Raw genomic sequence first — 15,886 nt, forward strand, 5'->3', positions numbered from 1 at the left:
CCCGCCGGACGGCTGATTCAGCGATGCGCCAGCCGTCCGACTTTTGTCCTTCAACCGATTGCAGAGGGTTCTTGATGAAAATGCTTCCCCTACGCGCGGCCATCGCGGCCGCCTTGCTGAGTGTCGCGGTGGGTGTATCGGCCAAGCCGCTGGTGGTCTGTACCGAAAACAGCCCCGAAGGCTTCGACATGGTCCAGTACACGACTGCAGTCACGGCCGATGCGGTGGCCGAAACCATCTTCAATCGCCTGGCGGACTTCAAGCCCGGGACCACTGAGGTGATTCCGGCCCTGGCCGAATCCTGGGACATCAGTGAAGACGGCCTGACCTACACCTTCCACCTGCGCAAAGGCGTCAAGTTTCACACCACCGAATATTTCAAGCCGACCCGCGACCTGAATGCCGACGACGTGGTCTGGAGCTTCCAGCGTCAGCTGGACCCGAACCATCCATGGCACAAGCTATCGAGCGTCGGTTTCCCGTACTTTGAAAGCATGGGCTTCAAGGAGCTGCTCAAGAGCGTCGAGAAGGTCGACGACAACACGGTCAAGTTCACCCTGACCCGCCGCGAAGCGCCGTTCCTGGCCGACATCGCCATGGCGTTCTCCTCGATCTACCCGGCTGAGTACGCCGACCAGTTGCTCAAGGCCAACAAGACCGGAGACCTCAATAGCAAGCCGGTCGGCACCGGGCCGTTTGTGTTCCAGCGCTACAACAAGGATGCCCAGGTTCGCTTCAAGGCCAACCCGGACTATTTCCGTGGCAAGCCGCCGGCCGATGCCTTGATCCTGGCGATCGCCACCGATAACAACGTGCGCTTGCAGAAGCTCAAGGCCAACGAATGCCAGGTCGCGCTGTATCCGAAACCGGATGACATCCCGAGCATCAAGAAAGACTCGAACCTGAAGGTCGATGAACTGAACGCGATGACCGTCGCCTACATCGCCATCAACACCACGCACAAGTACTTGAGCGATGTGCGCGTGCGCAAAGCCATCGACATCGCCTTCGACAAGGAAGCCGCGGTCAACGCGCTGTTCGGCAAAGGCAATGCCACCGTGGCGGTCAACCCGTACCCGGACACCCTGCTGGGCTACAACCACACGCTGAAAAACCCGACCCGCGACCTGGACAAGGCCCGCGCCCTGCTCAAGGAAGCCGGCGTACCGGAAGGCACCACGTTCACCCTGTTCACCCGCAATGGCGGCGGCGCGACCAACCCGAACCCGATGCTCGGCGCGCAGATGATGCAGGCCGACCTGGCCAAGGTCGGGATCAAGATCGACATCCGCGTGATGGAATGGGGCGAGATGCTCAAGCGCGCGAAAAACGGCGAGCACGACATGGTTTCCGCCGGATGGGCGGGCGATAACGGTGACCCCGATAACTTCCTGACGCCTATGCTCAGTTGTGAAGCGGCCAAGAACGGCGAAAACTATGCACGCTGGTGCAATGACAAGTTCCAGGCACTGATCGACCAGGCTCGAGAAACAGTGGACCCGGCCGAACGCGCAGCGTTGTACGAGCAGGCCCAGGTGATTTTCAACCAGGACCAACCATGGATCAGCCTCGCACACACTAGAATGTTTACCGCAACGCGCAACAACGTAGAGGGCTACCAGATTAGCCCGCTCACCACCAATAACTTCGCCACCACCCAGGTGAAGTAGATAAGAAACTCCCGGCATTGCTGAACCCTGGCATGCCGGGCACGCCTAACCGGCTGATGAGGTACACCTTACGATGTTTAGTTTTATTGCCCGCCGACTGGGGTTACTGATCCCCACGTTCTTCGGCATCACCTTGCTGACTTTCGCATTGATTCGCATGATCCCTGGCGACCCCGTGGAAGTCATGATGGGCGAACGCAGAGTCGACCCGGAAATGCACGCTCAGGCAATGGAACGCCTAGGTCTGAACAAACCCCTGTATGCCCAGTACCTGGATTACATCGGCAAACTGGCCCACGGCGATCTCGGGGAATCCCTGCGTACCCGTGAAAGCGTCTGGCACGAGTTCACCTCCCTTTTCCCCGCGACCCTGGAACTGTCCATGGCCGCCCTGCTGTTCGCCGGCATCCTGGGCCTGCTGGCCGGGGTGATCGCGGCCCTCAAGCGAGGGTCCCTGTTCGACCATGGGGTGATGGGCATCTCCCTGGCGGGATACTCGATGCCGATCTTCTGGTGGGGCCTGATCCTGATCATGTTCTTCTCGGTGAGCCTGGGCTGGACCCCGGTATCCGGGCGGATCGACCTGCTCTATGACATCGAGCCACGCACCGGCTTCATGCTGATCGATACGCTGCTGGCCGATGACGTCGGCGCGTTCTTCGATGCCCTGCATCACCTGATCCTGCCGGCCATCGTGCTCGGCACCATCCCGCTGGCGGTGATCGCGCGGATGACCCGCTCTTCGATGCTCGAAGTGCTGCGTGAAGACTACATCCGTACCGCCCGCGCCAAAGGCCTGTCGCCATCGCGCGTGGTGTTCGTGCACGGCCTGCGTAACGCGCTGATTCCGGTGCTGACCGTGGTTGGCCTGCAAGTCGGCACCCTGCTGGCCGGTGCGGTCCTGACCGAGACCATCTTCTCCTGGCCGGGCATCGGCAAATGGCTGATCGAAGCCATTGGCGCCCGTGACTACCCCGTCGTACAAAACGGCATCCTGTTAATCGCCTGCCTGGTGATTCTGGTCAACTTCGTAGTGGACATCCTCTACGGCTTTGCCAACCCACGCATCCGTCATCAGCGCTGAGGTCAATACCATGAGCACTCCAACATCCTCAGTAGCCACCGCCGCTTCCGCCGTGGATCAAAGCCTGCTGTACCCATCGCCGTACAAGGAATTCTGGCAAGCGTTTTCCAAGAACAAAGGTGCCGTTGCCGGCCTGATGTTCATGCTGCTGGTGATTTTCTGCGCCATCTTCGCCCCGTGGGTTGCCCCCCATGATCCGAGCGAGCAGTACCGCGACTTCCTGCTCACCCCGCCAGCCTGGCTGGAAGGCGGGCAGATCCAGTTCCTGCTGGGTACCGATGAACTGGGTCGCGACCTGCTGTCGCGCCTGATCCAGGGCTCGCGCCTGTCGCTGCTGATCGGCTTGTCGTCGGTGGTGATGTCGCTGATCCCGGGGATCCTGCTAGGCCTGTTCGCCGGTTTCTTCCCGAAAGCGGTCGGCCCGACCATCATGCGCCTGATGGACATCATGCTGGCCCTGCCGTCCCTGCTGCTGGCCGTGGCGATCGTCGCCATCCTCGGCCCTGGCCTGATCAACACCGTGATCGCCATCGCCGTGGTGTCCCTGCCGTCCTACGTTCGCCTGACCCGTGCCGCGGTCATGGGTGAGCTGAACCGCGACTACGTGACTGCCGCACGCCTGGCCGGTGCAGGCCTGCCACGCCTGATGTTCGTGACCGTGCTGCCCAACTGCATGGCGCCGCTGATCGTTCAGGCGACCTTGAGTTTTTCGTCTGCGATTCTCGATGCCGCCGCACTGGGCTTCCTCGGCCTCGGCGTACAACCGCCAACCCCTGAGTGGGGCACCATGCTGGCCTCGGCCCGCGACTACATCGAACGCGCCTGGTGGGTAGTCAGTCTGCCTGGTTTGACCATTTTGCTCAGCGTGCTGGCAATCAACTTGATGGGTGACGGCCTGCGCGATGCGCTGGACCCGAAACTCAAGAACGCCGCCTGAGGAGATTCCAATGTCACTGTTAGAAATCAAGAATCTCAACGTTCGCTTCGGCGACAAGAACGCCACGCCCGTGGTCGATGGCCTCGACCTGAAAGTCGACAAGGGCGAAGTGCTGGCCATTGTTGGCGAGTCGGGCTCGGGCAAATCCGTGACCATGATGGCGCTGATGGGCCTGATCGAGCATCCCGGCATCGTCACTGCCGACTCGCTCAGCTTCGACGGCAAGGACATGCTCAAGCTGAGCAACCGTCAGCGTCGGCAGATCGTCGGCAAAGACCTGTCGATGGTCTTCCAGGACCCGATGACCGCGCTCAACCCGAGCTACACCGTCGGTTTCCAGATCGAAGAAGTGCTGCGCCTGCATCTGAAGATGTCCGGCAAGGCCGCCCGCAAACGCGCCATCGAGTTGCTGGAAAAAGTGGAAATCCCGGGCGCGGCCAGCCGCATGGACGCCTACCCGCACCAACTGTCCGGTGGCATGAGCCAGCGCGTCGCGATCGCCATGGCGATTGCCGGCGAGCCGAAACTACTGATCGCCGACGAACCGACCACCGCCCTCGACGTAACGATCCAGGCGCAGATCATGGACCTGCTGCTGGCGTTGCAGAAAGAGCAGAACATGGGCCTGGTGCTGATCACCCACGACCTCGCGGTCGTGGCAGAAACCGCCCAACGCGTGTGCGTGATGTACGCAGGCCAAGCCGTCGAAGTCGGCCAGGTGCCGCAACTGTTCGACATCCCGGCGCACCCGTACAGCGAAGCACTGCTCAAGGCGATTCCGGAGCACAGCCTGGGTGCCTCGCGCCTGTCGACCCTGCCGGGCATCGTCCCCGGTCGCTACGACCGCCCGCAGGGTTGCCTGCTGTCGCCGCGCTGCCCGTACGTGCAGGACAACTGCCGTGTGCAGCGCCCAAATCTTGACCCGAAAAGCAACAGCCTCGCCCGCTGCTTCTACCCGTTGAACCAGGAGGTGGCGTAATGGCCGTCGTACTTACCGCCCGCGACCTGACCCGTCACTACGAAGTGTCCCGTGGCCTGTTCAAGGGTCACGCTACCGTACGCGCCCTCAATGGTGTGTCGTTCGAACTGGAAGCCGGCAAGACCCTCGCCGTGGTGGGTGAGTCGGGCTGCGGCAAGTCCACCCTGGCCCGTGCCCTGACCCTGATCGAGGAACCGTCCTCGGGCTCGCTGAAAATCGCCGGCCAGGAAGTCGCCGGTGCCGACAAGGCCCAGCGCAAGCAACTGCGTAAAGACGTGCAGATGGTGTTCCAGAGCCCGTACGCCTCGTTGAACCCTCGGCAGAAAATCGGTGACCAGTTGGCAGAACCCCTGCTGATCAACACCAACCTGTCGGCCACCGAACGTCGCGAGAAAGTCCAGGCGATGATGAAGCAGGTGGGCTTGCGTCCCGAGCACTACCAGCGTTATCCACACATGTTCTCCGGCGGGCAGCGCCAGCGGATCGCCCTGGCCCGGGCGATGATGCTGCAACCGAAAGTGCTGGTGGCGGACGAGCCGACCTCGGCGCTGGACGTGTCGATCCAGGCGCAGGTGCTCAACCTGTTCATGGACCTGCAGCAAGAGTTCAACACCGCCTACGTGTTCATCTCCCACAACCTGGCGGTGGTGCGTCACGTCGCCGACCACGTGATGGTGATGTACCTCGGTCGCCCGGTGGAAATGGGGCCCAAGGAAGACATCTACACCCGTCCCCTGCACCCGTACACCCAGGCGCTGTTGTCGGCCACTCCGACCATCCACCCGGATCCGGACAAACCGAAAATCAAGATCGTCGGCGAGCTGCCCAACCCGCTGAACCCACCAGCCGGCTGCGCCTTCCACAAGCGCTGCCCGTACGCCACCGAGCGCTGCAGCACTGAAGAGCCGGCCCTGCGCCTGCTCGACGGCCGCCAGGTGGCTTGCCACTATGCCGAGCAATTCCTCGACGGCGCGGCGTAAAACTGTAGGAGCACGCTGGCTCCAACTCAATAAGCCCTTCTCTTTCGATTGCCCACCAATCGATGCAGGAGGGCTTTTTTGTCTGTCGAAAATACTTAGTTACCGCACATCGGCCCATGAAATCGCATTTCATCCCGTTGACGCAGGCCAGAGGGGTCTGCATGACAACAGGATGTTGATATGACAGACACTCCAGCAACACCGAAAATAGCCTCCGACACATTGGCCCAGGCGGTGTACCAGGAGTTCAAGGATCGTCCGATAGTGATAGCGGCGGTGTTGAAACAATTCAGCATGGCACTGAACAATAGATATCCCGAACTGCACATCGACGTGCTCACGACCACTCTCAATACGCCCAATTGGGTCAGCGAAAAAGTCATTGTTCTCCAGGAGGACGGCGAAAATACTCGCCCTGTCGAGCGCCAGGACATTCGAGTCGATGGCTATACCACAACGCCGCTGTTCGAGGTGATGATCCACAGCATTACCGCCAAGGCACAGTTGTATTACACCCGCGAGCACTTCCTGAGTGATGCACAGAACAAGCGCATGGCCGTCGAGATGCGCGAAGTCGAAGACCTTCTGCGCCGACTGCCCAAGGTCATGGTTGCGGCACTGCAGCAAGCCTTGACCGACTACTGGAATGAGCCGGCAGTCGAGGGCACCAGCCGCTGGCAATGGCTCAGCGATGTACTCAGAACCGCGCTATTGGTCAGCATGGCACCCTCGGGCAGCGGCTCCTTTCTGGATCAAGAGCAGAGCGACACACTCTTGCAAGTCATCTATTGCGCCACTAAATCGCAGCGAATTGCGCAATATGGAGAGGACTGCGCCCAAGCCTTTCTCATTGATTACCACGCCCGAAGCGGACGCACCTCCCGCGCAACTCTGTCTTATGAGGTATTGGTAACGCGCAAGATCAACGGTCGCGACCTCGTAGTCAGCTTTCATCCTGACGGAGCAATCGAGGCCTATGACTCGATGCAAGCCTTCGCGGACGCAAAAGCGGACAAATCGTCTCGCACGCTGGAGTTCACTGCATTGGAGCTGCAGCCCTATGAATCGATCGGTGATGTCTTTGTCACTCAGGCCCAGGCTCTGCTTAATAATCAGCTTGAGAGTCTAGGTGCTATCGGACCATTCGCAGGACAGGATCTGAAGGCGCTGGAAGACCGCTACGCCCGCCTGACGGACCTGACTCCCTATTTGCGAAAGCTCAACCCCGGTTCTTATGAACAAAGGATTTATGGCGAAGTCAGCACTCACCTGCCCGAATGGACGACGCTTGCGAACGCAGCCCAAACCCAGGAATACAGCCGCTATATGTTTCGGCTGGCGGTTCTTCAGCAAGCGACTAAAGGCCAGGCATATAACGATGGGTTGAGCACAGCCAAAGAATTCGCCAGAACAGCTCTGGAGGAGGGAATGTTTGCCTATGGCGAGGTGGTCGATCCGGACCTGATCGAGGTCACCCAATACCGTAATGAGGATGGCCTGCTGGTGATCCTGGGACCTGGGCTCGGACGGCTGACCGCTGAAGCCGACAGCCTGACTCATCGAGCATTGAGTAACCTCGCCGGACTGCCCTTCCTGGCCTCTGAGTTCAAGCATAAAAACGGCTTGCCTGTGCCAGCCTGGATGACCCTCGATGCATTCCGGGAGCTGATCAGCAACGCGGACATCGGTAAAAACTACCCGGCGCACATCAAAAGACTGCTGCTCGACGATCCGGTACAGAGGGCCAAGCGCGAAAATCTCTTCACCCATCAGTTGCGCATTCAACTGCCGATGCTGGCACTCGAGAACATGATCAGGGAACGCTCGGGGTTTACAGACGCCGGCTATCGTTGTGTGGCGGCAATCATGGATCGCGAGCCCCAAGCCAGACGCGTCGCTGGGCAAGATATGGTGATCAGGCACTTGGCGTTCAAAACCAATGTGTCGAATCAGGTACAGGTGGTTTCCAATATGTTTGTGTTCGGGCCGGTAGACGTAACGGTCGGCCCGCACATTCTGTACAGGCCTCTTTACCTTGAACAACTGATTGAGTTTGCTTCTCTCGGTGCCTTGATGGCTGAGATCGTGAGCGATAACCCTCGGCCAACGTCTGAGCTTCCTCCGGGTAGACAGCCTGATCCGTCGCTGCAAAAAAGCGTCCTGGACTGGTTGGCGCCTGATGACCGGAAAATCTACGACAATGGCGGATTTCTCGAGCCTCATCCGGTGGGCGTCATACTCGATGAGGACCTGCTCCCATCGACACCCGCCGAGCTGGACAAACAAGTGCTGGGCGGTGATCCGCTGACTCAGTTGTACGAAGCGAACGCCAGGGTCCTGGCAGACCTGGCCGATGAGCAAACGCTGTCAAATGCCGAGTACCGGTGGAACACGCTTAAAGAGATGGGACTGATCATCTTCAATAGCGTGCTTAACGCGGTATTGCCATTTGTCAGCGGGCCCGCAGCAGCCGTTGGCTGGTTGTTCGTCCTGGAGACTGCTGTTTTACAAGCCTTGCAGTCACTGGCTGATGGCGACAGCGAACCGCTGCAGGATTTGTCGTTCAACGTGTTGATCAATCTGGCGATGGCCTTGTTGGTCCATCGTCTTGCACCCGGTTTCGGCGCGCCGATCAAACCCTTCGCGCCCCATGCTGTCGTGTCCAAGCCGAGTGCTGTCGAGGTCACCGCGCAGCTGAAGCCGCCTATCGGGCCAGGTGCGGCCAGCGCCCTTACCGACACTGCCCTGGATTTTTCCACGCCGATTTCCGGCAACTCACGGCTACTGCTTGAGCGATTTATCAGTACCCGCCAGGTGGGCGTGGGGCCGGTTATTACCGCGCCGGTGCCAAAAGGGATAGAGGTTGTCGATGGACGTTGGTATGCAAAAGTACCAGGCCGTCTCAGTGGTCACGGTTGGGTACGTGTGTCTCCTGCTCAGGGCGAGAACGTCGTGGTGCTCGACCTTGGAATGTCGGTCAATGGGCTGGAGTTGAAAAACAATGGTCAGGGTCTTTGGGATATCGCACCGGAGTTTCGTGTCCGTGGCGGGGGGCCGGGAACAAGCCGGTATCTGTCCGATGTATTCGCAGATCCGGAACTACGAGCGCGACGGGCGGATTGTTCGATAAAAGTCAGAAGGCTGAAAGATCGCATATCCGAGTTGGGTACAGACAGAAGGCAAGCAGGAGAACACGCGCGGGAGGCCTATGAAAAGGCGCGCCTTGTAGCCGGGGATATCACCCGCAACGCTGTACCCCATGAGTTGCCTGTCGGCCCTGAGCGTAGTCGGCTCGAAAAGAAATTGGAGGCGCTCAAGCTGAACCTGCGCAAAGCGGATATCGAGTACAAGAAGAAAGGCAGGCTATTCATCGATGGTTATTTGAATCAGATCAAACTACTTGAGGAAATTGCAACACTTGTTGAAAAAGATAAACATTACAATCGTGATGAGATGCTTATAAACCTGCAAAAAATCGTTAGCGGTTACGCCGTTATCGATGATGAGTTGCTCGGCTTGTCGGGGATATGGTCAGAGTTGGGGACATCTCAGAAAGAGATATTTCCTCTGGATTTTGAGCTCAGAACAGTCAACACCGATGTGCCTTACAGCGCATTACTGGATATCAGGAAGCGAATACTCAGCGGATATTCCGAACGGATCAAAGTCAGTGCCAGGTACGAGCAGTCAATGGCAGAGCTGGTAGCACTGGATGAGAGTACGAAAAAGGGCCTTTTACAACGAGCTGGCTATTTGTCCGAAACCACTCTTTTGCTAAAAAACAACTTTGAGAGACGCACGAAGACGACCGCGTGGTTGATTGCTACTGAATTGTTGAGCCTGCGAGGCGTGCTGGCGGGGGATTCAGCGCTGGAACCCAGCCTCGTTGAGGTGGCGGCCCTGGAAGGACTGGGTAAAGCGAAATTGGGAGAAGTGACAACTAACGTATTGAAATTGGACTCGACCCAGGGCTTTGAACCAAGACAACGTATCGACCTGCTTCAAGAGGCTATCGATGTTTACAATGACTCTGAAGTGATGGCTGGCTATCTTAGAAAAACTGACAATCGACAAAGTTATGTACCTCAAGTGTTTCTCCAAAAATTTCTAGATGCCTTGAAGCGTCTACGGGATATGGCTGAAACAGAACTCTCCGAGTCTATCCGTGAAGACGTGCAGGATGAATCTGCCCCGGTAGAAACCGAACAACCTGAAGGGGAGACACCGAAAAAAACCAGAAAGAGGATAAAACGCCCCAATGAGCGCCTGATCAAGACAGCGCAAGGCTACCGAATGGGCGACGCTCAGGAGATAACCGCGGATGAACCGGACGAAACAGTGGTGGTAAAGAACCTCGAAACCGGAGAGGACATTATTTACTACAGGCACGAGAATGAAGACCTTTACCAGCAGCGAGTTGTCGAGCAGCCAGAAAAACCGCCAGTACCGAGGACCATTGCCGGCCTGCGCACGCTGATAAATACAGGCGAGAAGCTGGTCGATGGCGTCACTAAACTGATCAGCAATTATAAAAAAGACGCTTATTTGTACCGTGAGCCAGCCAGTCTTGAGAACAGGTTCCTGATTCAAGCAAGAAAACTTGATGCAATGGCTGCGGATATCGAGCAAAAGATTCAAGGCGTCACAGGTGCCGATTGGGGGGCGGCGGTTAAAGTGCTTCAGGGCCTGAGGACTGCAAGCGCAAATCTGGTCAAAGTAGGAAAACAGCTGCGCGTCAATTTAACCAAGGCACTGCCGCCCAATGCTGGAAGTTTCGAGTATCTGCTAGGGGAGCACGAGGTACATGTCGGAAACTCGTCCTGGACCGATAAATCCACGCCGACTCAGGTCGAGTTCCTGCTTGAGTACGAAGTGCTCGACAGCACGGCGCGAGGTGCAGACAAGATTTTGTGGTATGCGCACTTTCACTGCTCGGCCAAATCGGTGCTGCGCGTGTCGGAGGCACACTTGAAGCTGAAACGCTTAAGGTACATGACGGTCAAGGATCAATTGAAAAATCCTGAGATCGGACCGGGAAAAGTTGTTTATCCGGGCACGATGAAAACGGATTTTTCGACGAGATATTTCTTCGATGCCCACCCTCCCAAGCCATAAGCCGGCGGGCGGGTCCTCAACAACGAGCAACTTCGGTTGCCACGGACGATTCATTCAACAGGATGTTGAAAATGCCCAGTAATCAAGCACTACCCCATAACACGATGCCCTTCGAGGCGCTGGCGCAAGCGGTGCTCGTCAGGTTCCACAATCGACCGACATTAGTCTCGGTTGCCCGGGATCTGTTCAGCGAGGCACTGAAGAGTGAGTACCCGGCGCTGGATATCGACCCTTCCCAGGTCAGCCTGAATACTCCCAACTGGATAACCGACCACGAAGGTCGGCGTATCGATGGTTATCAGCGTAAACCCCTGCTGGAGGTCGTGACCCAAAGCATCACCGGCATGCCACGCTGGGAGGAGCCCGATAAGCATTACCTGAGCATCCGCATCAATCACCGGTTATCTGTCGATATGCACCGGATCGAGGCGCTTTTGCAGGTCTTGCCAGAAGCAATTATTCCTGCGCTGCAACAGGCGTTGGCGAAATACTGGAGTGACGCGGTCTTGCATAGCGACACTCGCGGGCGCTGGCTTGGCAATGTGATCAAGCTCGCCTTGTTGACCCGTGCAACGGAGAACGGGGCGTCGGTCCGCCTGGACGTCGATCAAACCGATACGCTGATGCAGGTAATCAATTGCCCGGTCAAGGATGACCGCAGCATGATGTATGGCCCGCAGTGCGCGCGCGCCTACCTCGTGGGCTACAACCTGCAAACCGCCGATACCCGCGTTGTATCGTTATCCGCGCAGATACTGGTGACACGCAGGGTCAATGACCGTGAGATCGCCCTGTTGTTTGGCCCGTCGGGGGCTTTCAAGGCGTTTGCCTCACTGAAGGATTTTGCCGACCAGGAAGGTTCCAGGCTGGGCAACCGGTTGCTGATCGACGCAGCGGATGTACAGCCTTATGAAACAATGGGTAATGTCTTCATTACCCAGGCTCAGGCAATTCTCGACAACCAGCTGACAGGCCTTGAATCCCTGGAGCCTTTGGCCGGACGGGATCTGGCAGCCCTGGTTAATCGTTATGAACAGTTGACTGACCTGGCACCCTTGATCATCGATCGAAGCCCCGGAGGGGATCAACAAGCCCGATTCATCGAGGTTCGGGACACACTCGAGGATTGGTTGAAACGCGCGAGCGATGAAGATGCCCAGCAATACAGTCGTTATGTGTTCGACCTGGCGATGTATCAGTTGCAGAACGACGGCAAAGCCTACAACCACGATATTCCCTCGGTGCAAGCTTTTGCCCGCCAAGTTCTGCATCAAGCCTTGATCGCAGAAGCTGCCAGGCAGGGGAAGGCGGATGAAGCCGGGAGCCTTGACCCGGACCGGATCATGGTCTCGCAGTACCGAAGCAACAGGACGCCTTTTGAGGTTATCGAGGGGGATATTCATACCCAGGACTACTCGAGCGAAACCTCGAGCCTGACCCAGCGAGCACTGAAGAATGTCCTCGGGTTACCCTTCATTCTGACCACCATCAAGTACCAGGACGAATCTGCGGTACCGTCCTGGATGACACCCGAATATCTGGGGCGGCTGATCAGCGAGGTGGATGTTGGCAAGGTCTACCCCGAGCGGGTAAAACGCGATCTGCTCGATGACCCGTCGCAACGCGCCGTGCGCGAGAGACGCTACGCACAGCTGTTGCGAATCCAGTTGCCGATGCAGGCGCTCAAGCTGAAGATCAAGGGCGAGTCCGGATTTTCACAGCAAGGTTATCGTTATGTCGCGGCCCTCATGAATCCCGAGCAGGCTGGGCGCTATGTCGACGGGCAGGAAATCGTGCTAGGCCCACTGTCGTTCGAGCCTGATCTCGAGCAGGCCCATTCGGAGGTGGAACACGCGTTCTGGAAGCCATCGGGTGAAGTGCGCAATATGTTCTTGATCGGCCCCATGCCCGGCGTCCTGCAAGCACCGATTGTGCTGTACCGTCCCTTCTATGAAGAGCCGTTGATCGAGTTCCCCTCTCGAGAAGCTTTTATGGAAGAACTGCGCAGCAACACCCCGCGAGGTCAATCGATCGCGCAGCCGGACGGCACCCAGAAACAATCATCCTTGCGTGAAAGTGTTCTGGACTGGCTCGAACCTGATGCGCGGATGACCTACATCAGCAACGGTTTCAATAATCTGGCCGCTCGCTACGAGATCGACTTCCTGTTCTTTTTGAAAGGGACGAGTCTGTGGCATCGCAAGACGGGTCATCCGCTACTCTCGAAGACTGAGTTTGAAGGGGATCCTCTGACTCGCTTATATGAAGACGATGCCAAAATCGTACTGCGCACAGCGGAGGAAAAAACCGTATCCGGGGACGAATTCCGATGGGAGCGGTTCAATGCGACCCGCTTTGCGATCGCCAATGCCGTTCTCCCGCTCGTAGAGGGGCCCTGGGCAGTGGTCGGTGGGTTGATGATCCTGGCGCAAAGTGTGAAGGACATCCTCGAAGCCGAAAAACGCGGCGATCACGCACCGGCACAGGCGCTGTTGGTTCCGCTCTTGATCAACCTGGGGGCGGTATTGCTGACCCATGGGCTGAACACATTCAGTTCGAGGCTGATCAGTCGGCTCGATGACTGGCCCGGGATCCCTGCGATCGTTCCCAGGGCTCGCCCCGGAGCTCGTGGAACCGGTGAGGTGAGCGCTCGGCTAATGGGTGCAGCGGATGGCGCTCGATTCCTGGAAAGAGCCGAAACGGTGGTGGACTTCTCCACCTCGATGTCCGGTGATGCACAGGCGTTGCTGGAGCGTTTGGTCAAAAACACCCTGCATGACCAGGGGCCTGTGCAGGCCACGCCGTTGAAAGGCATCCGAGTGGTGGGAGGTCGTTGGTTTGCCCGAGTTCCTGCTCGTATCCGTGGGCTAGGCTGGGCTGAGGTTGCTCCAGCCGCAGGTGAAAACGTGTTTATTCTGGACAGCCAGGGCAAGCCGATTCCCTGGCTGCAACTCAGAAACAACAGCGGCAGCCTCTGGGAAGTTGCGCCGCAATTCCGGGTGCGTGGTGGCGGGCCGAAAAAGACTTTGGCGCAAATACAGAAGGAAAAAGAGGCGAGCAAAGCAGCGGCCACAAAGGCCAGGGATGATCGAATGATGGAGTTGTCAGCCAGGTCGCAGGCACTGGATCAAAAAAGATCGACCTACCAGAGTCTCATTGATGCGGCCCTTGTTAGCCGAAAACCGGTGACCAACGCAATCGGCGAGCTGCTGGAGAAAATTCACAACACGACGGATGCACAGCGTACAACGCTAGTCAGCCTCTTGCAGAAGGTGCAACAACCTCGGCAATACGCAGCTGACATGGCCGTCGAGAAAGCGGTATTGGACTATGTGCAACTTCAGCAGGAACGGCTGGCGGTTGGGCGCGAAGTCATCGATCTGAATAAACAAGCCCTGGATATGTACAGACAGGACATCTTTGTCAATCTGAAGGAACGGGCAATTACTCAGACGGATATCTACTACAAATTCCAGGGTCTGCTGGTGGACAACTCCATATCGGGCCTTGCGGGAGTGGAGTTGTTTCCTTCTGCTGATTTTGAACAGGGGGCTAATGGGTGGCTCCACCTGGAAGCCTTTGTCAAGGAACAGCGTCGACTCTCGGAGGGGCAAGCGCGTCTCATTGAGGCATCCAGCGCGCTGGAATCGACTTTGGATGAGCTTCAAGAATTCAATCGCACCGAAGGAAAAGCGCTACGTAGTGAACTGACCGCTGATCTACCCACTTCAAACGATTGGCGACTCAAAGAGTTGGAATGCCTGAAACGCGCCCTCAGTGCACGTGCGGCAGTAACCGACACGATCTTTCAAAGTACCGCCAAGCGAGTGCTAGAGGCCACAAGGGTCAGTGAAGCGGCAAATTCTCACTGGGAAGTGCTACAACATAACGGCTATACGGCTTTCGAGCGGGTCGAAGTACTCGACAGTGCGTTAAGGCAATATGACCTCGCCGCAGCAATGGCCAGGCTACTGGAAAGTGCCGAAAGTCCGCCTGTTCCACAAGATTTCCTTAAACGTTTCCTGAACCGACTGAGCGAACTCAGGGCCAGTGCCCAAGAGGCGTTGAGCGCGCAGATCCTCGACGAGGACCTGCCTCAGGCCCAGGCATTGCCTGAAGCGCCGCGTAAAAAACCGGTCGTCAGGCCGGCTAGAAAACCGACCAAGAGGGTGTTCAAAAGCCGTGACCAACAGACGCTGGTTGGCGATTTTTCTCTGCAGCAAAAAGGCGAACCGCAGAAAATCAGTATGAGCGACCCAGTGGACGACAAGCCGATTCACTATTACCAACCTGAGGGTCAAGAGGGTTGGCAAGTGTTGCTCGAAGAGCCGGCCGCACCCGTGAAATCCAACCCCGGATTACTGAACCGTCTAACGGCCAAGGGCAAGCGCCAGCTCGACGAGGTGGATGCCTTTATTGATTGGGTGAAAAAACCAACGAACAGCGCACCAGAGCCGATCAGTCTGCAAGAAATGCTGGAGAACCGAGCCAAAGAGTTGGAGAAAACCGCCAGTCAGATCAGTCAAGGCCTGGCGGCACTCAGCGAGCCGGAGCGAAAACCGGCGACCGTCGAGTTGCAGACCCGCTTGGGTCAGCAAAGCGCCAGGTTGACAAAGGAGGCCAGGTTGCTGCGAATCAAAGTGTCCAGGGAGCTGCCTCCGAGTCCCGGGCGCTTTCAGTTTCTGCTGGAGCAGAAGGAAATCAGTCTGGCAGAGCCGGTCTGGACTGACAAAAGCACGGCCAAAGAAACGGACTTTTTGCTGGAATACGCGATACTCGATCAGAAACAAATCAACGCGGCGGGGGAGAGCGAGGTGTTGTGGTACGCACACTTTCATTGCCCGGCCAAAAGTACCCGGTTCATCAATAAAGGGCACTTGAAGCTCAAGGCATTGAGATATAAAACCTACCAGGACCAGTTGAACGAGGCGCGCAACGGTGAGCAGGTTCGGGCCATCAAGGCCGGGGACATCAGCCAGAAGTTTGCCGGTCAGTACTTCTTCAAAAATGCCGATTAACGGTGGAACCACTGATCAATCCAGGGGATTGTCCATGGGTACCAAGCCTGAGCCCGGACGCTCAGACAAGCAGCGCAATTGATCGACGGCGCTGTGGGAGCGA

Annotated in this window: 7 protein-coding genes; all 7 read left to right on the forward strand. The window is 57.5% G+C overall.

What is annotated here, in order from left to right:
* Nucleotides 1-74: 74 nt before the first annotated feature.
* The 7 genes from ACYP2Q_RS19215 to ACYP2Q_RS19245 all read left to right on the forward strand — a co-directional run bounded on the left by ACYP2Q_RS19215 (nt 75) and on the right by ACYP2Q_RS19245 (nt 15,783).
* A complete protein-coding gene (locus tag ACYP2Q_RS19215) occupies nt 75-1,670 on the forward strand; it encodes an ABC transporter substrate-binding protein (RefSeq protein WP_459731988.1) in 1,596 nt (531 codons plus the stop codon).
* Nucleotides 1,671-1,743: 73 nt separating this feature from the next.
* On the forward strand, nt 1,744-2,754 hold the full coding sequence (locus ACYP2Q_RS19220; RefSeq protein WP_459731989.1) for an ABC transporter permease subunit: 1,011 nt from the start codon (nt 1,744-1,746) through the stop codon (nt 2,752-2,754).
* A 10-nt stretch (nt 2,755-2,764) separates the two neighbouring features.
* Nucleotides 2,765-3,691: an ABC transporter permease subunit gene (locus tag ACYP2Q_RS19225; RefSeq protein WP_150703598.1), complete on the forward strand. Its 927-nt coding sequence runs from the start codon at nt 2,765-2,767 to the stop codon at nt 3,689-3,691.
* A 10-nt stretch (nt 3,692-3,701) separates the two neighbouring features.
* Nucleotides 3,702-4,670 carry an ABC transporter ATP-binding protein gene (locus tag ACYP2Q_RS19230; RefSeq protein WP_459731990.1) on the forward strand — a complete coding sequence of 323 codons (969 nt, stop codon included), beginning with the start codon at nt 3,702-3,704 and terminating at the stop codon, nt 4,668-4,670.
* Nucleotides 4,670-5,650: a peptide ABC transporter ATP-binding protein gene (locus ACYP2Q_RS19235; RefSeq protein ID WP_459731991.1), complete on the forward strand. Its 981-nt coding sequence runs from the start codon at nt 4,670-4,672 to the stop codon at nt 5,648-5,650. Before ACYP2Q_RS19230 ends, ACYP2Q_RS19235 begins: the two co-directional genes overlap by 1 nt.
* 180 nt (nt 5,651-5,830) lie before the next feature.
* Entirely contained in the window at nt 5,831-10,765 is a 4,935-nt protein-coding gene (locus tag ACYP2Q_RS19240) for a dermonecrotic toxin domain-containing protein (protein ID WP_459731992.1), read from the forward strand.
* A 71-nt stretch (nt 10,766-10,836) separates the two neighbouring features.
* Nucleotides 10,837-15,783, forward strand: coding sequence for a dermonecrotic toxin domain-containing protein (locus ACYP2Q_RS19245; RefSeq protein WP_459731993.1), 4,947 nt, complete (start codon nt 10,837-10,839; stop codon nt 15,781-15,783).
* Nucleotides 15,784-15,886: the final 103 nt, after the last annotated feature.

Source organism: Pseudomonas sp. MHK4, assembly GCF_054600775.1.